The sequence below is a fragment of the Burkholderia sp. Ax-1720 genome, from assembly GCF_011753035.1.
In the GTDB taxonomy this organism is placed as follows: Bacteria; Pseudomonadota; Gammaproteobacteria; order Burkholderiales; family Burkholderiaceae; genus Burkholderia; species Burkholderia gladioli.
Window position 1 is genome coordinate 1 of record NZ_VWWK01000138.1, and the last position, 19,629, is coordinate 19,629.

The 19,629-nt window shown below is 70.5% G+C and carries 21 protein-coding genes and 2 pseudogenes; 20 read left to right on the forward strand and 3 right to left on the reverse strand.

What is annotated here, in order from left to right; genetic code table 11:
* From F3J18_RS27560 to F3J18_RS27600, 9 genes are all read left to right on the forward strand, one after another.
* The coding region (locus F3J18_RS27560; RefSeq protein ID WP_240156445.1) for an alpha/beta hydrolase at positions 1–395 on the forward strand (395 nt) is incomplete at its 5' end.
* On the forward strand, positions 392–1,273 hold the full coding sequence (locus tag F3J18_RS27565; protein WP_025097968.1) for an IclR family transcriptional regulator: 882 nt from the start codon (positions 392–394) through the stop codon (positions 1,271–1,273). The genes F3J18_RS27560 and F3J18_RS27565, both read left to right, overlap by 4 nt.
* Positions 1,270–2,067, forward strand: a complete 798-nt coding sequence (locus tag F3J18_RS27570; protein ID WP_166915295.1) for an SDR family oxidoreductase — start codon at positions 1,270–1,272, stop codon at positions 2,065–2,067. The genes F3J18_RS27565 and F3J18_RS27570 overlap by 4 nt, the downstream gene beginning before the upstream one ends.
* Entirely contained in the window at positions 2,060–3,733 is a 1,674-nt protein-coding gene (locus F3J18_RS27575) for a thiamine pyrophosphate-binding protein (protein WP_025097970.1), read from the forward strand. The genes F3J18_RS27570 and F3J18_RS27575 overlap by 8 nt, the downstream gene beginning before the upstream one ends.
* Entirely contained in the window at positions 3,726–4,559 is an 834-nt protein-coding gene (locus tag F3J18_RS27580) for an aspartate dehydrogenase (RefSeq protein ID WP_166915297.1), read from the forward strand. Before F3J18_RS27575 ends, F3J18_RS27580 begins: the two co-directional genes overlap by 8 nt.
* Positions 4,560–4,635: 76 nt before the next feature.
* A complete protein-coding gene (locus tag F3J18_RS27585) occupies positions 4,636–6,126 on the forward strand; it encodes an aldehyde dehydrogenase (RefSeq protein ID WP_166915299.1) in 1,491 nt (496 codons plus the stop codon).
* Positions 6,127–6,142: 16 nt separating this feature from the next.
* Entirely contained in the window at positions 6,143–7,111 is a 969-nt protein-coding gene (locus F3J18_RS27590) for a VOC family protein (protein WP_166915301.1), read from the forward strand.
* Positions 7,104–8,330: an FAD-dependent oxidoreductase gene (locus F3J18_RS27595; protein ID WP_166915303.1), complete on the forward strand. Its 1,227-nt coding sequence runs from the start codon at positions 7,104–7,106 to the stop codon at positions 8,328–8,330. Before F3J18_RS27590 ends, F3J18_RS27595 begins: the two co-directional genes overlap by 8 nt.
* Positions 8,331–8,383: 53 nt before the next feature.
* Positions 8,384–9,787, forward strand: a complete 1,404-nt coding sequence (locus F3J18_RS27600; protein WP_025097975.1) for an MFS transporter — start codon at positions 8,384–8,386, stop codon at positions 9,785–9,787.
* A gap of 102 nt (positions 9,788–9,889) precedes the next feature.
* On the opposite strand, the gene F3J18_RS27605 is transcribed toward F3J18_RS27600, so the two are convergent.
* The gene (locus tag F3J18_RS27605) at positions 9,890–10,324 is read right to left on the reverse strand and encodes a universal stress protein (protein WP_025097976.1); all 435 of its coding nucleotides are present in this window, start codon (positions 10,322–10,324) and stop codon (positions 9,890–9,892) included.
* Between the two features lie 164 nt (positions 10,325–10,488).
* Positions 10,489–10,764: pseudogene (locus F3J18_RS38305) on the reverse strand (sigma 54-dependent transcriptional regulator); the annotation flags it as partial.
* Positions 10,765–10,793: 29 nt separating this feature from the next.
* Between F3J18_RS38305 and F3J18_RS38700 the strand changes: the two are divergent.
* From F3J18_RS38700 to F3J18_RS27625, 4 genes and pseudogenes are all read left to right on the forward strand, one after another.
* Positions 10,794–10,946, forward strand: a pseudogene (locus tag F3J18_RS38700) (nucleotidyltransferase domain-containing protein); the annotation flags it as partial.
* A 239-nt stretch (positions 10,947–11,185) separates the two neighbouring features.
* The gene (locus F3J18_RS27615) at positions 11,186–12,661 is read left to right on the forward strand and encodes an amidase (protein WP_166915305.1); all 1,476 of its coding nucleotides are present in this window, start codon (positions 11,186–11,188) and stop codon (positions 12,659–12,661) included.
* A gap of 252 nt (positions 12,662–12,913) precedes the next feature.
* Positions 12,914–13,618 carry a hypothetical protein gene (locus tag F3J18_RS27620; protein WP_240156446.1) on the forward strand — a complete coding sequence of 235 codons (705 nt, stop codon included), beginning with the start codon at positions 12,914–12,916 and terminating at the stop codon, positions 13,616–13,618.
* 129 nt (positions 13,619–13,747) lie between these two features.
* Positions 13,748–14,617, forward strand: coding sequence for an arylamine N-acetyltransferase (locus F3J18_RS27625; RefSeq protein ID WP_166915309.1), 870 nt, complete (start codon positions 13,748–13,750; stop codon positions 14,615–14,617).
* Between the two features lie 90 nt (positions 14,618–14,707).
* On the opposite strand, the gene gcvA is transcribed toward F3J18_RS27625, so the two are convergent.
* Positions 14,708–15,649 carry a transcriptional regulator GcvA gene (gene gcvA / locus F3J18_RS27630; protein ID WP_166915311.1) on the reverse strand — a complete coding sequence of 314 codons (942 nt, stop codon included), beginning with the start codon at positions 15,647–15,649 and terminating at the stop codon, positions 14,708–14,710.
* 56 nt (positions 15,650–15,705) lie between these two features.
* Between gcvA and F3J18_RS27635 the strand changes: the two genes are divergently transcribed.
* From F3J18_RS27635 to F3J18_RS27665, 7 genes are all read left to right on the forward strand, one after another.
* Positions 15,706–15,909 carry a type II toxin-antitoxin system VapB family antitoxin gene (locus tag F3J18_RS27635; protein ID WP_025097985.1) on the forward strand — a complete coding sequence of 68 codons (204 nt, stop codon included), beginning with the start codon at positions 15,706–15,708 and terminating at the stop codon, positions 15,907–15,909.
* Positions 15,909–16,286: a type II toxin-antitoxin system VapC family toxin gene (locus F3J18_RS27640; RefSeq protein WP_025097986.1), complete on the forward strand. Its 378-nt coding sequence runs from the start codon at positions 15,909–15,911 to the stop codon at positions 16,284–16,286. Before F3J18_RS27635 ends, F3J18_RS27640 begins: the two co-directional genes overlap by 1 nt.
* 286 nt (positions 16,287–16,572) lie before the next feature.
* Complete coding sequence (locus tag F3J18_RS27645; protein ID WP_124095168.1) at positions 16,573–17,349, forward strand: glucose 1-dehydrogenase; 777 nt, start codon at positions 16,573–16,575, stop codon at positions 17,347–17,349.
* 68 nt (positions 17,350–17,417) lie between these two features.
* The gene (locus F3J18_RS27650; protein ID WP_025097988.1) at positions 17,418–17,699 is read left to right on the forward strand and encodes a hypothetical protein; all 282 of its coding nucleotides are present in this window, start codon (positions 17,418–17,420) and stop codon (positions 17,697–17,699) included.
* 44 nt (positions 17,700–17,743) lie between these two features.
* Positions 17,744–18,088 (forward strand): carboxymuconolactone decarboxylase family protein, encoded by a 345-nt coding sequence (locus F3J18_RS27655; RefSeq protein ID WP_025097989.1) that lies wholly within the window; start codon positions 17,744–17,746, stop codon positions 18,086–18,088.
* 111 nt (positions 18,089–18,199) lie between these two features.
* A complete protein-coding gene (locus F3J18_RS27660) occupies positions 18,200–18,874 on the forward strand; it encodes a cupin domain-containing protein (RefSeq protein ID WP_166915313.1) in 675 nt (224 codons plus the stop codon).
* A partial coding sequence (locus F3J18_RS27665; protein WP_166915315.1) for an FAD-dependent oxidoreductase occupies positions 18,868–19,629 on the forward strand: 762 nt, incomplete at its 3' end. The genes F3J18_RS27660 and F3J18_RS27665, both read left to right, overlap by 7 nt.

Genomic DNA, 19,629 nt, shown 5'->3' on the forward strand with positions numbered 1-19,629 from the left:
TCGCCGGCCTGGCCGAACAACGCAGCGCCAACATGCTGTCGGCGCATGCCGGCGAGGCCGCGCGCGCCTGGGTGCGCCGCGTGATGGCGCAGGTGAAGCCGGCCGGCTACACGCAGGCCACCCATCTGCTCGCGAACGCCGACCTGGCCGCCGATCTCGCCGCCTGGCGGGCGATGGCGGACGCCGCCGGCGCCGCGCGCGTGGAGGTGATGGTGGGCGCCGAGGACGGCATCACGCCGCCGAACGCCTGCGAACGGATCGCGGCGGCGGCCGGCGTGGCGCTGCGCATCGTGCCGCGCGCCGGCCATGCCGGCTACGTGGAGGCACCCGAGCGCTACTCGGCGCTGATCGGCGCGTTCTGCGCGCGCTGCGACGAATCATGGAGACAGGCATGAACCCGACCCAACTCGCCCTGCGAAGCGAGCCGGCCGACAGCGGCGCGTCCGAGGCGGATGCCGCGAACGGCGCCTACGTGGTACCGGGCCTCGAACGCGGGCTGCGGATCCTCGCGGAATTCTCGCCGCGCGAGCCGGTGCTGGGCGCGCCGGAATTGTCCAAGCGGCTCGGCATTCCGCGCACCACGGTGTTCCGGCTGCTGCAGACGCTCGAATCGCTGGGCTTCCTGGAGCGCGCCGACAAGGACCGCAATTACCGGCTCGGCGTGGCGGTGCTGCGCCTGGGCTTCGAATACTTGAGCTCGCTGGAGCTGACCGACCTGGGCCTGCCGGTGATCGAGGGCCTGCGCGAGGCGACCGGCTTCACCACCCATATCGTGATCCGCGACGGCCGCGACGTGGTGTTCGTCGCCAAGGCGCAGAGCGCGGCGCCGGCCTTCAGCTCGATTCGCGTCAACGTCGGCACGCGGCTGCCCGCGCATGCCACCACCCACGGCCACGTGCTGATGGGCGACCTGAGCGAGGCCGAGCTGCGCGCGCTGTACCCCGAGCGCCAGCTCGAACGCGCCACGCGCGCCACGCCCGACAGCCTGGAGGCGCTGCTCGCGCTGGTCCGCGAGGATGCCGCGCGCGGCTACGGCATCAGCAACGCCTCGTTCGAGCGCGGCATCTCGGTGGTCACCGCGCCGGTGCGCAACGACACGCAGCGCATCGTGGCGGCTGTCACGGTGACGGTGCCGAAACCCGAGATCGACGCGGCGCTGATCGCCGACGGCCTGGTCGAGAAGGTCGTGAGGGCGGCCAATGAACTGTCGCGGCGGCTCAATTACCGCTCCGATGATGAGAACTCCTATCTGAAGGCATTGGGATTGCGATGATCGAAATCGATCTGACCGGGCAGGTGGCGGTGGTGACGGGCGGCTCGTCCGGCATCGGCCTGGCCACCGCCGACTTGTTCCTGCAGGCAGGCGCCTCGGTGGCGATCTGCGGGCGCGACGCCGAGCGGCTCGCGCAGGCCGAGGCCGGGCTGCGCGAGCGCCACCCGGGCGCGCCGCTGCTGGCCGCGCGCTGCGACGTGCTCGACGCGGGCCAGGTCGAGGCCTTCGCCGGCGCGGTGGCGGCCCGTTTCGGCCGCGCCGACATGCTGGTCAACAACGCGGGGCAGGGGCGCGTGTCGAGCTTCGCCGACACGAGCGACGAGGCCTGGCGCGAGGAGCTCGACCTCAAGTATTTCAGCATCATCCGGCCCACGCGCGCCTTCCTGCCGATGCTGCGCGAGGCACCGGCGGCCTCGATCAGCTGTGTGAATTCGCTGCTCGCGCTGCAGCCCGAGCCGCACATGGTGGCTACCTCCTCGGCGCGCGCCGGCGTGCTCAGCCTGGTCAAGTCGCTTGCCACCGAACTCGCGCCGCAGGGGATCCGCGTCAACTCGATCCTGATCGGCATCGTCGAGTCGGGGCAGTGGCACCGCCGTCACCAGCGCGAGGCGCAGCCGGGCCAGGACTGGGAAACCTGGACGCAAGGCATCGCGCGCGCCAAGCGCATTCCGCTCGACCGGTTCGGGCGGCCCGAGGAGGCCGCGCGAGCCCTGTTCCATCTAGCCACTTACCTGTCCTCCTATACGACGGGCAGCCATATCGACGTTTCCGGAGGCTTTGCACGCCATGTCTGACATCCAACGCACCACGGTCGGCGAACTGATCGCGGCCTTTCTCGAACACTGCGGCGTGAAGACCGCCTTCGGCGTGATCTCGATCCACAACATGCCGATCCTCGACGCGATCCACCGGCGCGAGCGGATCCGCTACGTCGGCGCGCGCGGCGAGGCCGGCGCGGTCAACATGGCCGACGGCCTGGCGCGCGTCTCGGGCGGCCTGGGGGTGGCCTTCACCAGCACCGGCACGGCCGCCGGCAACGCGGCCGGCGCGATGGTCGAGGCCCTCACGGCCGGCACCGCGCTGCTGCACATCACCGGGCAGATCGAGACGCCCTACCTGGACCAGGACCTCGCCTACATCCACGAGGCGCCGGACCAGCTGACCATGCTCGGCGCGATCTCCAAGGCGGCCTACCGCGTGCGCACCGTCGAATCGGTGCTGCCCACGCTGCGCGAGGCGGTGCGCGTGGCGCAGACCGCTCCGAGCGGCCCGGTCTCGGTGGAGATCCCGATCGACATCCAGGCCGCCGAGATCGAGTGGCCCGCCGATCTCGCCCCCGCCCACGTGGCGCCGCGCGAACACGACAGCGCGCGCGTCGCGCAACTGGCCGAGCAACTGGCCGCCGCGCGCCGGCCGCTGCTGTGGCTCGGCGGCGGGGCGCGGCACGCGCGCGCCGAGGTGGAGCGGCTGGTGGCGCTCGGCTTCGGCGTGGTGACCAGCGTGCAGGGGCGCGGCGTGCTGCCCGAGGATCATCCGGCCACGCTGGGCGCCTTCAACGTGCATGGCGCGGTGGAGCAGTTCTATCGCGGCTGCGATGCGCTGGTGGTGGTCGGCTCGCGGCTGCGCGGCAACGAAACCCTGAAGTACAAGCTGGCGCTGCCCGAGCCGCTCTACCGCATCGACGCCGACGCGCTGGCCGACAACCGCGGCTATCGCAACGCGCTGTTCGTGCATGGCGACGCGAAGCGCGTGCTGGCCGAGCTGGCCGACCGCCTCGAAGGGCGCATGCAGGTCGACCCGGCTTTCGCGGCCGAGCTGGCCGCCGCGCGCGAGGCGGCGGTGGCCGACGTGGCCGAGGGGCTCGGCCCGTATCGGCAACTGGTCGAGACGCTGCAGGCCGAGGTCGGCCGCGACTACAACTGGGTGCGCGATGTGACCATCTCGAACAGCACCTGGGGCAACCGGCTGCTGAAGATCTTCGAGCCGCGCGCGGGCGTGCATGCGCTGGGCGGCGGCATCGGCCAGGGCATGCAGATGGCGATCGGCGCGGCGTTGGCCGGCAGCGCCGCGAAGACGGTCTGCCTGGTCGGCGACGGCGGCCTGATGGTCAATGTCGGCGAGCTGGCCACGGCCGTGCAGGAACGCGCCGACCTGATGATCGTGCTGATGAACGACCAGTGCTACGGCGTGATCCGCAACATTCAGGACGCGCAATACGGTGGCCGGCGCTGCTTCGTCGAGCTGCACCAGCCCGACTTCGCGCAGTTCTGCGCGAGCCTGGGCCTCAGGCATCACCGCATCGCCTCGCTCGACCAGGCCGAGGCGGCGATCCGCGACGGCCTGGCCCATGCGGGGCCGGTGCTGGTCGAGGTCGACATGCTGTCGGTCGGCGCCTTCACCACCGCCTTCGCCGGGCCGCCCGTCAAGCAGCCGCTCGACCAGGAGCAGCAATATGCATAAGCCGGCGGCGCAGGCGGGCGGCGGCGCGCCGCTCGAAGTGGCGATGATCGGCTTCGGCGCGATCGGCGCGGCCGTCTATCGCGCGGTCGAGCACGACACGGCGCTGCGCGTGGCCCACGTGATCGTGCCGGCGCACCAGCGCGACGCGGTGCGCGCCGAGCTGGGCGAGCGGGTGGACGTGGTCAGTTCGGTCGAGGCGCTGTCGAGCCATCCGCGCTTCGCGCTCGAATGCGCCGGGCACGGCGCGCTGGTCGATCACGTGGTGCCGCTGCTGCAGGCCGGCACCGATTGCGCGGTGGCCTCGATCGGCGCCTTGTCGGACCTGGCGCTGCTCGACACGCTCTCGCAGGCGGCCGACCAGGGCCAGGCCACGCTCACCCTGCTGTCGGGCGCGATCGGCGGGATCGACGCGCTGGCCTCGGCCAGGCAGGGCGGCCTGGACGAGGTGGGCTACATCGGCCGCAAGCCGCCCACCGGCTGGCTCGACACGCCGGCCGAGGCGGTTTGCGAGCTGCGCACGCTGGCGGTCGAGCAGGTCATCTTCGAGGGCAGCGCGCGCGACGCGGCGCGGCTCTACCCGAAGAACGCCAACGTGGCCGCCACCGTGGCGCTGGCCGGGCTCGGGCTCGATCGCACGCGCGTGACCCTGATCGCCGATCCGGCCGTGACGCGCAACGTGCATCGCATCGTGGCGCGCGGCGCGTTCGGCGAGATGTCGCTGGAGATGTCGGGCAAGCCCTTGCCGGACAACCCGAAAACCTCCGCGCTGACGGCATTCAGCGCGATCCGCGCGCTGCGCAACCGCGCCGCGCGCTGCGTGATCTGAGCGAGCGGCGGCGCCGGCCTGGCCGCGCCGCCGCCCGGGCACGCGATGCCTTGTTGAGGATGACCGAGGACAGACGATGACAGCATTCGATTTTCCGCTGGTACCGACCGGCGAGATCCTGATCGGCGGCGAATGGCGGCCGGGCCGCGGCGCCGCCACGGCGAGCCTGTATCCCGCCGACGGCTCGCTGAACCGCGAGATCGCGATGGCCGACGCGCAGGACGCGCGCGACGCGCTGGAGGCGGCCGACGCCGCCTGGCGACGCGACGACTGGGCCGGGCTCAAGCCGCACCAGCGCGCCGCCGTGCTGCACCGGATCGCCGATCTGGTGCAGGCCAACCACGAGCAGCTCGCGCAGATCCAGCGGCGCGACAACGGCAAGCCGATCAGCGAGACGCGCGCGCTGGTGACGAGCGCCGCCAATACCTTCCGCTACTTCGCGGCGGCCGCCGAGACCTTCGAGGAGGCGCTCACGCCCTCGCGCGGCGACTACCTCACGATGAGCGTGCACGAACCTCTCGGCGTGGTGGCCGCCATCACGCCCTGGAACTCGCCGATCGCCTCCGACGCGCAGAAGCTCGGGCCGGCGCTGGCGGCCGGCAACGCGGTGGTGCTCAAGCCGGCCGAGGTCACGCCGCTGGCCTCGCTGGCGCTGGCGCGGCTCTGCGAGCAGGCCGGCGTGCCGCGCGGGGTGATCTCGGTGCTGCCGGGCAAGGGCTCGGTGGTGGGCGATGCGCTGGTGCGCGACGCGCGCGTGAAGAAGGTGTCGTTTACCGGCGGCACCGAGGTCGGGCGCGGCATCGCGCGGCTCGCCGCCGAGCGCTTCATGCCGGTGTCGCTGGAGCTGGGCGGCAAGTCGCCGACCATCGTGTTCGACGATGCCGATCTGGACCACGCCGTGAACGGCGTGCTGTACGGCATCTTCAGCTCCTCGGGCGAATCCTGCATCGCCGGCTCGCGCCTGTTCGTGCAGCGCGGCCTCTACGACGCCTTCGTCTCGCGCCTGGTCGAGCGGGCCCGCGCGCTGCGGGTCGGCGACCCGGCCAGCGAGCGCACCCAGATGGGCCCGCTGATCACCGCCCAGCACCGCGCCTCGATCGAATCCTATGTCGCGCTGGGGCGCGAGGAGGGCGGCCGCGTGCTGTGCGGCGGCGAGCGCCCGGGCGGCGACGGCCGCGAGCAGGGCTACTACTACCTGCCGACCATCCTCGATGGGCTGTCCAACCAGGCGCGCATCTGCCAGGAGGAGATCTTCGGGCCGGTGCTGGTGGCGATGCCCTTCGACGACGAGGCCTCGCTGCTGGCGATGGCCAATCGCAGCGTGTTCGGGCTCGCCGCCGGCATCTGGACGCGCGACTACAAGCGCGCCTGGCGCGTGGCGCGCGCGCTCGAGGCCGGCACGGTGTGGATCAACACCTACAAGCAGTTCTCGATTTCGACGCCGTTCGGCGGCTGGAAGGACAGCGGCCAGGGCCGCGAGAAGGGGCGGCTCGGGATCGTCGAGTACATGCAGCAGAAGAGCCTCTACTGGGGCCTCAACGACTTGCCGCTCGCGTGGGCGAATTGAACGGGAGCACGATGCGATGACCATCCTTGGAATCGAACAGATCACCTACGGCGTGACCGACCTGGACGCCTGCCGGCGCTTCTTCGCCGACTGGGGCTTGAAGGAGGTGGCGCACGACGCGGGGCAGGCGCGCTTCGAGACGCTCAACGGCTGCACGGTGCGGCTGGTGGCGGCCGACGATGCCTCGCTGCCGCCCGCCTTCGAGGCCGGCCCGACGCTGCGCGAAGTGACGTGGGGCGTGGCCACGCGCGCCGAGCTCGACGCGCTGCGCGGCCGTTTCGCCGGCCAGCCGGGCCACTTCGAGACCGACGAGGCGGTGGGCTGCCTGGACCCGATCGGCATGGCGATCCGGGTCGAGATCACGCGGCGCCGGCCGCTCGACCTGCAGGGCTCGCCCTCGAACGTCTGGGGCCTGCCGGCCGCGCGCGTCGACCAGCCCAGCCCTGTCTACGAGCGCGCCGAGCCGGTCGAGGTCGGGCACGTGGTGTTCTTCACCGACCGCCTCGCCGAGCAGGCCGCGTTCTACCAGGAACTGCTCGGCTTCGAGACCTCGGACCGCTATCCGGGGCGCGGCGCCTTCCTGCGCTGCGCGCCGCACGGCGGCCATCACGACCTGTTCCTGCTGCAGTTGCCCAACGGCAAGCGCGGCCTGAACCACGTCGCCTTCACCGTGCGCGACATCCACGAGGTGTTCGGCGGCGGCCTGCATATCAGCCGCCGCGGCTGGACCACCCAGCTCGGCCCGGGGCGCCACCCGGTGTCGTCGGCCTACTTCTGGTACTTCCAGAACCCGGCCGGCGGCCTGATCGAGTATTACGCCGACGAGGACGTGCTGACGCCCGAATGGCAGCCGCGCGATTTCGAGCCGGGCCCGACCGTGTTCGCCGAATGGGCGATCGACGGCGGCATCGACGGCCATACGCGCCGCCAGAAGCAGGCCGAGGCGCCGGCCGGCGCCTTCATGACGGAGCGCAAGCATGGCTGAGGATCGCATCGAGACCGTCGCCGTGATCGGCGGCGGGCAGGCCGCCGGCTGGGTGGCGAAGACGCTGCGCGCGGAAGGCTATACCGGGCGTCTGGTGATGATCGCCGACGAGACGCATCCGCCCTACGAGCGCCCGCCGCTGTCGAAGGCGGTGCTGGCGGGCGAGGCCGACGCGGCCAGCACCCACCTGCTGAAGCCGGACGAGCTGGCCGGGCTCGCGATCGAGCGTTGGCAGCCCGAGCGGGCCACGGCGATCGATCGCGAGCGGCGCATCGTGCGCACCGAGTCGGGCCGCGAGCTGGACTACGACCGCCTGGTGATCGCCACCGGCGGCGCGGCGCGGCGGCTGCCCGAGTCCATCGTCAGGACGCCGAAGCTGCATTACCTGCGCACGCTCGACGAGGCGGCCGAGCTGGGCCGCACGCTGCGCGCGAGCCGCCGCGTGCTGGTGATCGGCGGCGGCTGGATCGGCCTGGAGGTGGCGGCCACCGCGCGCAAGCTCGGCATCGAGGCGGTGCTGGTCGAGGGCGCGCCGCGGCTTTGCGCGCGTTCGCTGCCGCTGGCCGTGTCCGACTTCCTGCTCGAGCTGCATCGCGCCCAGGGCGTCGAGCTGCGGCTCGGCGCGCAACTGGCCGCGCTCGACCCGCATCCCGAGGACGCTTCGCGCGTGCGTGCCATGCTCGCCGACGGCAGCGTGATCGACGCCGATTGCGCGGTGGCCGGCATCGGCCTGGTGCCGAACCTGGCGCTGGCGCGCGAGGCCGGCCTGGCGGTGGAGGACGGCATCGTGGTCGACGAATACGGCGCCACCAGCGATCCGGCGATCTTCGCCTGCGGCGACGTGGCGAGCCACCCGAACGCCTGGCTGAAGCGCCGCACGCGGCTCGAATCCTGGGCCAATGCGCAGAACCAGGCGATCGCGGCGGCCCGGGCCCTGCTCGGCACGCGCGTGCCCTATGCCGAGATTCCCTGGTTCTGGTCCGATCAGTACGACGTGAACCTGCAGATCCTCGGCGACCCCGGCGACGCCACCACCATGCTGGTGCGCGGCGACCTGGCCGCGCGCCGCGCCACGCTGTTCTTCGTCGACGGCGTCACGCTGCGCGGCGTGATCGCCATCAACACGGCACGCGAACTCAAGCTCGCGCGCAAATGGATGAACCAGGGCCGCGCGGTCGATGGCGCGGCGCTCACCGACACGAGCCGCGCGCTGGCCTAGCGACGCTGCCGCCCACGCCACCCGCTATCGCAGGCCCCAAGGAGAATCCCCGCATGAGCACCTATCCCAGCGTCGTCGCCAGCCCGGCCGTGTCGGCCGCCGCGGCGCCGGCCACGCCCGGCGCGGTCGTCGCGCGTCTCGAACGCCTGCCGACCAATGCGCTGCAGATCCGCGCGCGGGTGCTGATCGGCACCGCTACCTTCTTCGACGGCTTCGACGTGATCACCATCGCGGCCACCTTGCCGTTGCTGATCCACAAGTGGGGGCTCGGGCCGGCGCAGATCGGCTGGCTGATCGCCTCGGGCGCGATCGGGCAGTTGATCGGCGCGATCCTGTTCCCGATGCTGGCCGAGCGGCACGGCCGCGTGCGCGCGATCGCCTGGAGCTCGACCGTGATCGGCGTGACCAGCCTGGCCTGCGGCTTCGCGCCGAGCTTCGCGGCCTTCGTGGCGCTGCGCGTGCTGCAGGGCATCGGCCTGGGCGGCGAGCTGCCGGTGGCGGCCACCTATATCAACGAGATCACGCGCGCCCACGGACGCGGGCGTTTCGTGCTGCTGTACGAGATCGTGTTCCCGATCGGTCTGCTGGCCTCGATGGCGCTGGGTGCCTACCTGGTGCCGCGCTACGGCTGGGAGATCATGTACTTCATCGGCGGGCTGCCGCTGCTGCTGGGCCTGGTGCTGACGCGCCTGGTGCCCGAGTCGCCGCGCTGGCTGGCCTCGCGCGGGCGGCTGGCCGAGGCCGGCGAGGCGCTCTCGCGCTTCGAGGCCTCGGTGCGCGGGACGCTGCCGCCGCCGGCCGGCAGCGAGGAGTTCGACCAGGTGCTGGCGCGCCATCCGCGCCGCCGCGCGCTCGACCTGTTGAGCCCCGCCTATCGCCGGCGCACCATCGCGGTGGCGACGCTGTGGGCCACCTGCGGCTTCATCCAGTACGGGCTGTCCACCTGGCTGCCGACCATTTATCGCGACTTCTACCACGCACCCTTGCAGCTCGCGCTGAACCTGGCCGTGATCGGCTCGGTGCTGGGCGTGCTCGGTTCGCTGGTGTCGGCGCTGCTGGTGGACGTGGTGGGCCGCAAGCCCGTGATCAGCGTGTCGTTCCTGCTCTGCGCGCTGTCGCTGGCGGCGGCCGGCTACTGGCACGGTGCCTCGGTCTACGTGGTGGCGATCTGCTGCTCGCTGGCGCTGGGGCTGATGGCCTCGGGCTTCATCACCGCCTACGTCTACACGCCCGAGCAGTACCCCACCAGCATCCGCGCCTCGGGCTGCGGGCTCGGCAGCGCCTGGCTGAAGATCGCCTCGTTCGTGGCGCCGATGGTGGTGCCGCACGCGATCCTCGGCGGCAACCTGGCGCCGGCCTTCTACCTGCTCGGCGCGGTGCCGCTGATCGCGGCGCTGACGGTGCACTTCATCGGCATCGAGACCAAGGGGCAGGTGCTGGAGCGGCTGGAAGCCTGAGCGCTCCCAGCGCGGGATGCGAAACGGCCGGCATTGTCATGCCGGCCGTTTTGTTTTGACGCGCGACGCAGGTGCCCTGGACGCGGCTTCGGCGCCGCCTGCTCAGTGCACCGCCGTGACCGGCAGCTTGGTGAGCCGCAGCAGACGATCGTGCAGGCCCAGGCCGAACACGCGTGCGAGCCAGTGCAGCGGATTGCGGCGCGGCGCGGTCAGCACGATCTCGTCGCAGCGATGCTCCAGCGCGCAGCGCGCGATCGCGTCGGCGGTCGCGCCGAACTTCATGGTCAGCGAGTAGTGCACGCCGGCGTCGCGCAGGATCGTGATGGCCGCGGCCAGGTCGTGCTCGGCCGCGGCGCGGCCGATCTCGTCGAGTTCGCGATGGGTATGGAAGGCGTCGGCGCGCGAGCCGCCCAGCGGCGGTTGCACGTTGACGAGCACCACCTCGGAGGCGCAGCGCTCGCGGTAGAGGAAGGCGGCATGGCGCACGGCCTGCAGCGCGCGCGGGGAGTGGCCGACGGGGACGAGCAGTTTGAGCATGTGGGGCGGCAAGCAGTTCGGATGCGATGCCCGCAGCGTAAACAACCGGTGGTGTCGATCTCGTAAAGAGTGGGCGCTGGGGTATAAAAATCTCGTCAAGACGTGCCGGGCGCGAGGGTGGTTCTGCGGCCCGGCCCGGATTGGTTGCCTCCCGCACACGCTCCCAATCGTGTGATGGACGCAGACAGTTCGTGGAAATTGCTCGCCCACGCTGCCTGCCGCGATGCGGCGAATGCCAGGTAGCGCCTTTTTCCTCGACATTGGAGCGTACCTGCTCGCCTTGCTCGTGGCCGAAGCGGTCGTGCTCGAAATCGAGACTCCTCGTGTCGCTCGGCCAGGTAGGGCAGTTCGTAGGTCCACAGGTTGATCCGCGCGTAAAGGTTCTCGCGAAACGTGCCGTCGGCTACCATCCGGCGCGGGGCGCGATGCGTGCCGTAGATCGACCCGTGTCGTTTGCCTGCGAGTTCGGAAGTCGCTGGCCGCAGCATTCTTTTCGCCATTGCGCGGCCGGCACCACTACCTGGCGATGGCGAGGAAGAATTTCTGCGGCTATCTGCAGGGCGACACCGTGCGCTACAAGAAATACCTGTATGTGCTGCGCTCCCCGCTCGCGGCGCGGCGGCCGAATAAAAAATCCAAGAATTTTATGTTTATGCGCATAAATGACACATTGGGGCCGCGTGTTGCCACCCGGGCCGCACGCGGCCGGGCGTCATGGCGGCACGCGAAACGATGGCGCGGATTCAGTGCGAATCGCACTGGATTATGCGAAAAAAATCGAAAATCGACGGCGAAATCGCGCAGACCGCTCGGCTTACCCTTCATATAATTGTCGGCGTTCCCTCGCTTCAGGAGTGCCTCATGAGCGTCAAGCCCGCCCCGTCGTCTCCCATCTCCCTCGATCCGATCGTCGCGATGCCCGCGCACGCGCTATCCGACGCGATCCGCGGCAAGGCCGTGTCCTGCGTCGAGACCATGCGCGCCTACCTCGACCATATCGAGCGCGTGAACGGCCGCGTCAATGCGATCGTCGCGCTGCGCGAGCGTGACACGCTGCTGGCCGAGGCCGCGCAAAAGGATGCGGCGCTGGCGCGCGGCGAGTGGCAGGGCTGGTTGCACGGCATCCCGCAGGCGCCCAAGGACCTGGCGATGACCAAGGACATCGTCACCACCATGGGTTCGCCGATCTTCCGCGATTTCCGCCCGGCCGAGGATTCGGTGGCCGTGGCACGCATGCGCGCGGCCGGCGCGATCTTCATCGGCAAGACCAACACGCCCGAGTTCGGGCTCGGCTCGCATACCTTCAACGAGGTCTATGGCGCGACGCGCAATCCGCACGATCTCGGCAAGAGCGCCGGCGGCAGCAGCGGCGGGGCGGCCGCTGCGCTGGCCGCGCGCCTGCTGCCGGTGGCCGACGGCAGCGATTTCGGCGGCTCGCTGCGCAATCCGGCCGCGTTCTGCAACGTGCTCGGCTTCCGGCCCTCGGTCGGTCGCGTGCCGCGCTGGCCCGCCGTCGACGTGTTCTACCAGCAGTTCGGCACCGATGGCCCGATGGCGCGCACCGTCACCGACCTGGCCCGGCTGCTGGCGATCCAGGCCGGCCGCGACGCGCGCGACGCGCTTTCGCTCGACGACGATCCGGCCCGCTTCACGCAGCCGCTCGACGCCGACCTGCGCGGCAAGCGGATCGCCTGGGTCGGCGACTGGGACGGTTATCTCGCGACCGAGCCGGGCGTGCTTGCGCTGGGCGAGGCGGCGCTCGGCACGCTGCGCAGCATCGGCTGCGAGGTCGATGCCGCGCTGCCGGCCTTCGATCCGGCGCGGATCTGGCGTATCTGGCTCGCGCATCGTCACTTGCTGGCCGGCGGTGCGGCGCTGGTGCATTACCGCGATCCGGCGCGGCGCGCGCTGCTCAAGCCCGAGGCGGTCTACGAGGTGGAAGGGCTGCTGGCGATGAAGGCCGAGCAGGTCTACGAGGCGAGCGCCGCGCGCACGGCCTGGCTGCAGGCCCTGATGGCGATGTTCGAGCGCCATGACTTCATCGCCGCGCCCACCGCGCAGGTGTTTCCGTTCGATGTCGAGGAGCGCTGGCCGAAGGCGATCGCGGGCCGCGAGATGGACAGCTATCACCGCTGGATGGAAACCGTCACGCCCTGGACCCTGGCCGGCTGCCCGGTGGTCAACGTGCCGGCCGGTTTCAACGAGGCGGGGCTGCCCACCGGCATCCAGCTGATCGGGCGCCCGCGCGACGATTTCGCTGTGCTGCAGCTCGCGCATGCTTACCAACAGGCCGGCGATTTGGTCGCCGAGCGCCTGCCGGGCATCCTGCGGGCTTAGGCGCGGCAGGGCGGAGCGAAGCGATTCCCGGGCGCGGCGCTTGCTATTGGGCGCCGCGTTTCCGTCGCCGTCGCGTAGCCTTCGCCAGGCGCGAAGCCGCGCCGCGCACCGGCCCCGGATTGCTCATACGTTTCCAGTTGTATCGATCGTTGCATCCCGCGTCGCGCTGCGCGGACAATTTTGTCCATGAAAGCGCTGACGACATCCCACAAGGTAAGAGCGATCGCGAAGAGGCATGCCCGGGCGGCCTTCATGGCCGCGGCGGGCTTCGTCGCGAGCGCCGGCGCGCATGCGCAGCAGGGCCACGCGCATGCCGCGGCGCGCCCGGCCGCCGCGCAATATGTCGCGCAATACGCCGCGATTGACGGCCGTGGCAACGACTCGGCCAGCCCCGATGGCGCCACGCGCCGCGCTTCAGCCTCTCCCGTTTCCCCTTCTTCCGCCGCCTCCGCTGCCTCCGCTTCGCCGGACTGGACCGCCTATGTCGACGCGAATCGCCGCGTGCTGGCGGGGCAGGCCGACCTGGCCGTCGCGATGGGCCTGTCGGGCGCGGCGGGCCAGGCCGCCAGCGCGGCCGGCACGCTCGGCGACGGCAGCGACGCCTCGCGCGTCTCGAGCAGCACGCTCGCCGAGATCGGCGGCGCGCAGCAATCGATCGCGCTGGCGCTGTCGCAGGCCTTTGCGTCGGCATCGTCGGCCTCGGCCCTGCCGGTCGATCGCGACAGTTTCAGCAGCGGGCTCGCCTCGCTCGGCGAGGGCCTGCAGCGTTTCGAGGGCCTGCCCAGCGGCGCGCAGGCGGCCGCGCCCGATGCGGCCTCGTCACGCTTCGCCGAGCACGCGCCCGACCAGATCGACGCGGCCGCGGCCACGCTGAACGACGCGGTGCGCTACGCCTCGGTGCATGGCATCGAGGTGCCGCCGGTCGCCACGCTGGCGCTGCGCCGCGTCGCGCATTGACGGGCACGACGCGGCGCCATCGTCTCGCCGAAGCCTGCCGTCTCGCGCCTGCCGGCGGCGATCGCATGGCAGTGCTAAGGTAGCGCGCATTCGCCGCCGCGCGCGCTCCCTTCCACCGGACCTCCTGGCATGCACGACGATCTCGATCTTCCCGCCTATCTCGAACGCATCGGCTACCGGGGCGAAGTCGCGCCGACGCTCGATGCGCTGCGCCGGCTGCATCGCCTCCATCCTGCCGCGGTCGCCTTCGAGAATCTCGATTCCCTGACCGGCGCGCCGGTACGGCTCGACCTGCCGTCGCTGGGCGCCAAGCTGGTGGCGCGGCGTCGCGGCGGTTACTGCTTCGAGCAGAACCGGCTGTTCCAGGCGGTGCTGGAGCGCTTCGGCTTTCGCGTCACGCCGCTGATCGCGCGCGTGCGCTGGCAGCGTCCCCCCGAGCTGGTGGCCGCGCAGACCCACATGCTGCTGCGCGTCGAGCTGGACGGCGCGACCTGGAACCTCGACGTCGGTTTCGGCGCGGTCACGCAGACGGCGCCGCTCGCGGCCACGCCCGGTGTCGCGCAGCGCACGCCGCATGGCGAGTACCGGCTGGTCGAGGCGCCCGGCGCCGACGCGTTCGACCTGGAATTCCGTGCCGCGAAGGGCTGGCAGCCGGTCTATCGTTTCGTGGCGCGCGCCGTCGAGCAGATCGATTACGAGGTGGCGAACTGGTACACCTCGACGCATCCCGATTCGAAGTTCGTGAACGACCTGATCGTCAGCCGCGTGCTGCCGGAAGGCCGCGCCGCGCTGCTCAACGACACCCTGACGCTGCGCGATGCGAGCGGGGCGGCGACCCGCCATGAGCGTCTCGCCGACGCGGCTGCCTGGGCCGCCTGCCTGGACCAGCGCTTCGACCTCGACCTGGATGGCTTCGATATCGAGCAGTTGTTCGCGCGCGTGCAGGCGCGCAGCGCGGCGCTCGACGCGCTGGCCCAGGCGCAGTCGCAATCGCGCTGAGGCGCGGCGCGGGAGTATCGAAGCGAAAACGCGGGTAGGGCGAGGCTCGCGCGCGCTGCCTGCCGCTCGACCGGCGGCGCCATCCAGGGCTCAACCGGCCTGGGCCCCGCTCCCGCAATCGCCCTTCGCGGCCTCGCGCATCAGCCAGTCGCGGAACGCCACCAGCCTGGGCAGGGTCGCCGCCTCGGCGCGATAGACCACGTAATAGGCCAGCGCCGAGGGATAGGCGATCTCGGGGAACAGCGGCACCAGCCGGCCCGCGGCCACGTCGTCGCAGGCCATCACGCTGCGCGCCAGCGCGATGCCGTGGCCGTCGATCGCCGCCTGCAGCACGGCCGCCGAATTGTTGACCTGCATGCCGCGCCGCGCTTCCACCCCGGCCGCGCCCGCGTGGGCGAGCCAGGCTTCCCAGGATGCGAAACCCGCATCCGTCTCCACCGACCGATCGTGTATCAGCGGCTTGCCGGCCAGCTCGCGCGGCGAGCCCAGCGCGCCGTGCCTGGCCAGCCAGGCCGGCGAGCAGACCGGGAAGATGCGTTCCTCCATCAGCTTCTCGGCGGCGAGGCCGGGCCAACTGCCGCGGCCGTAGCGCACGCCGATGTCGATGCCTTGCGCGACGAAATCCACCGGTTTCAGGTTGGTGTCGAGCCGCACGTCGGTTTCCGGGCATTGCGCGTGGAAGCGCTCGATGCGCGGCAGCAGCCATTTCGCGGCGAACGCGGGGCTGACCGCCACGGTCAGCACGCCCGAGCGCGTGCCTTCCTGCAGGCGCGCCAGGCCGATCGACAGGCGGTCGAAGCCGGCGCGGATATCGGGCAGCGCGCGCTCGGCGGTCTCGGTCGGCACCAGCCGCGCGCGGCCGCTGGTGCCGCGCACGAACAAGGGCGCGCCCAGCCACTCCTCCAGCGAGCGCACCAACTGGCCGACCGCGGCCGGCGTCACGTTCAGTTCGGCCGCGGCGGCCGAGAAGCCCTGGTGGCGGGCGCTGGCCTCGAAGGCGCGAAGGGCGTTGAGGAAGATGGGTGTTTTCACGGTACCTTGATGCAAAAAATGATGTAAATTCGAATCTTATTTGATGAGGTGAAATCATGCGGACCACGGTGACTATCGACGATGATCTTTACACCCAGGCCTTGCAAATGGCCGAACCAGGAATGGACAAGGCGGACCTGTTCCGGGAGGCGATCAAGACATTCGTGCGCGTCCAGGCTGCAAAGCGGCTCGCCGCACTTGGCGGTGCGGCACCCGACATGCCAGACGTGCATCGTTATCGAATCGAGCCGGAGTCGTGATGGGGGTCCTGGTCGATACTTCGGTCTGGGTCGAGCACTTCCGCAATGGGAATCGAGCGTTGTTCGACCTGCTTTCTTTCGATTTGGTACTCATTCATCCGATGGTCATCGGTGAGTTGGCTTGTGGTACGCCACCGGCTCCTCGATCGAGAACGCTGGGTGACCTTCGTTTGCTGCAGGCCTGCAATCAGGCCAGCGTCACGGAAGTCATCGATTTCGTCGAACGAGAGCAACTCTTCGGCATGGGCTGCGGCTTGGTGGATTTCATCTTGCTCTCGTCGGCCTTGATTACGCCCGGAGCACGGCTCTGGACCATCGACAAGCGTCTTGCCAACCTCGCCGAGCGTTTCGGCGTGAATTTCGTTCCGATGCGGTAAGCGCGAAAAACACCTGCGCCGCTGCTCGTGCGGCGTTTTCTATCGTTGCTCGATCACGTCCGTTTTTTCCTCACGTTTTGCCCTCGTGGCATGTCCCCCACGAAAGCCAAAAGCTTTTCGTTCCCTCGTGTCGCAATCTAAAAGAAGAAGATTTTCTTTCAGAACGACACACAATATCTGATTTGCGGCACTTCCGCGATCGGCGAAGAATGCAGTCATCCAGTCACGAACTGCCGAACCAACCAAGCAGCCCGTGGCTCATTCAACGTCACGAACGGGAGTCATCATGCATAGTTTTTCTTCCAAGGTTGCGATCGTCACCGGCGGCGGCTCGGGAATCGGCAAGGAAGTCGCGGCGCGGCTCGTCAAGGCGGGCGCCAGCGTCGTGATCGGCGGGCGCGACGCGGCCAAGCTGAAGCAGGCCGCGGCCGAGATCGACGCGAGCGGCGAGCGCGTGCGCTGGCAGGCCGGCGACATCGCCAGGCCGGCAACGGCGGCCGCGCTGGTCGCGCTGGCCACCGAGGCCTTCGGCGGCGTCGACATCCTCGTCAACAATGCCGGCGTGTTCCGCCCCAAGTCCTTCCTCGAGGTGGACGAGGCCGAGTACGACGGCTTCCTCGACATCATCCTGAAGGGCAAGTTCTTCATGGCGCAGGCCGCGGCCAAGGCGATGCAACTGCGCGGCGGCGGCGCGATCGTGCAGACCGGCTCGCTGTGGGCGCTGCAGGCGATCGGCGCGACGCCGTCGGCCGCCTATTCGGCCGCCAATGCCGGCGTGCATGCGCTGACGCGCAACCTGGCGATCGAGCTGGCCGCCTCGAACATCCGCATCAACACAGTCGCGCCGGCCGTGGTCGAGACGCCGGTCTACAACACCTTCATGTCCGACGACCAGGTCAAGGAAACGCTGCCCGCCTTCAACGCCTTCCATCCGCTCGGGCGCAACGGCCAGCCGGCCGATATCGCCGAGGCGATCCTGTTCCTCGCCTCGAACAACGCCTCGTGGATCACCGGCACCGTGCTGCCGGTGGACGGCGGCGTGATGGCCGGCCGCCAGGGCTGAAACCCCTCGCCGAAGCAAGCCGAACCGAACCAAACCGAACCGAACAACCCAGCAAAAGGAGCCATGCCATGGCCTATCTGCAGATCACGATGAAGATCGCCAAGGAAAATCGCGCGGCCGCGGCCAGCGTCTACGCCAAGTACAAGCCGAGCTTCCTCGGCACCATCGCCGGCGCGCGTTCCAAGGAGCTGCTGCTGCGCGACGAGGACGTGCAGGTGCTGCACGGCTTCGACAGCGAGGCGAACGCGCAGGTCTATCTGCAAAGCGCGCTGTTTACGGCCGACGTGGTGGGCGAACTCGGGCCGCTGCTCGAGGCCGCCCCCGAGATCCGTATCTACCAGGTCGCCTGAGCCCGGGCGAGCCTCACCTTCAACCGAGATTGGAGCGATCCACCATGATGCAGGAATGGAATGCCTATCGCGACTCGCTGCTGGAGCGAGTCGGCGACTTCGCGAAACTGAACCCCGAGGCGATGCGCGGCCTGATGACGATCGACAACGCCGGCGCCAAGCTCGGCAAGCTCGAACCGAAAGTGCACGAACTGATCGCGCTGGCGGTGGCGGTCACCACGCGCTGCGACGGCTGCATCGCCGTGCATACCAAGAAGGCGGTCGAGCACGGCGCGTCGCGCGAGGAGATCGCCGAGGCGCTCGGCGTCGCGATCGCGCTGAACGCGGGCGCCGCGCTGACCTACTCGGCGCGCGTGCTCGAAGCGCACGCGGCGCTGCCAGCGGCCTGAGGCATCGGGCTTCGCCGATGAACGGCGCTCATGCCAATGAGCGCCGTCCTTCCTTATCCATTGCCGCGGTCCACGCGGCAATTTCCACGCACTTGTTCCGGAGCCACCCGCATGCTCGTCAATGCCGATTTCGCGCGCCGCGCCATCGTGTCGGCCGATCAATACCAATGGATCGCCTCGCCGCAGCCCGGCGTCGAGCGCGTGATGCTCGACCGCGTCGGCGGAGAGCAGGCGCGCGCCACGAGCATCGTCCGTTATGCGCGCGATTCGCGGTTTCCCGCGCATCCGCATCCGGGCGGCGAGGAGATCCTGGTGCTGGCGGGCACCTTCTCGGAAGGCGAGCTCGATTACCCGGCCGGCTGGTATCTGCGCAATCCGCCGGGCTCGGCGCACCAACCGTCGAGTGCCGACGGCGCGGTGCTGTTCGTCAAGCTGCGCCAGATGGCGGCGGGCGAGGCGGCCTCGATCCGCGTCGACACGCGCGATCCGGCTGCCTGGCGACGCGAGGCGGGCGGCGAGGTCTGTTCGCTGTTCGTTTCGGATTCCGAACGCGTCGAGCTGCGCAGGCTCGACGCGGATGCGGCGCTCGCGATCGGTGCGACGGGCCGGGCGGAGCTGCTGGTGGTGGATGGCGAATTGCGCGTGGATGGGGCGCGCTACCTGCGCGGTAGCTGGATCCGCCTGCCCGGTGGCGATCGGCCGGCCAGCCGGGCCGGCACGAGCGGCGCGACCGTCTATGTGAAGACCGGCGGCGAGGCTGGCCAGCCCGAGGCGGCATCGTGCTGAGGCGCGCGCAGGTAGTGATCGTCGGCGCGGGGCTGGCCGGCCTGACGGCGGCATGGCGGCTGGAGCAGCGCGGCTTTCGCGACCTGCTGCTGATCGAGGCCGGCGAGCGGCTCGGCGGCCGGATCGAGGCGCCGGGCGAGGCGGAGCTGCTCGCGTCAAAGGCCGGCATGGCTGCGAGCGACGCGACCGCGCAACAGAGCGGGCGCTTCGATCTCGGCGCGACCTGGTTCTGGCCGTCGTTCCAGCCCGAATTGAGCGAGCTGGTCGAGGCGCTGGGCCTGGCGCGCTTCGCGCAGCCCGAAGCGGGCGCGATGATGGTCGAGCGCGGCCAGCAGGGTGCGCCGCAGCGGATGCAGGCCTATGCGACCCACTCGTGGCGGCTGGCGGGCTCGATGGGCGCGCTGGTCGACGCGGTGCGCGCGCGCCTGGCCTCGACGCGGATCGTGACGGGCGCGCCGGTGCGCCGGATCCGCCTGGCGGGCGAGCAGGTCGAGCTGGAGACGATCGACGCGCAAGGCGGCGCGAGCGTCTTCTCGGCGGCGCACGTGCTGCTGGCGCTGCCGCCGAGGCTCGCCGCCACCACCATCGAATTCGAGCCGGCGCTGCCCGAGCCGATCGCGCGGCGCTGGCGCGGCACGGCCACCTGGATGGCGCCGCACGCGAAATACCTGGCGATCTACGAGCGGCCGTTCTGGCGCGAGGCCGGCTTGTCCGGCGAGGCGCGCAGCGCGCGCGGGCCGCTGGCCGAGGTCCAC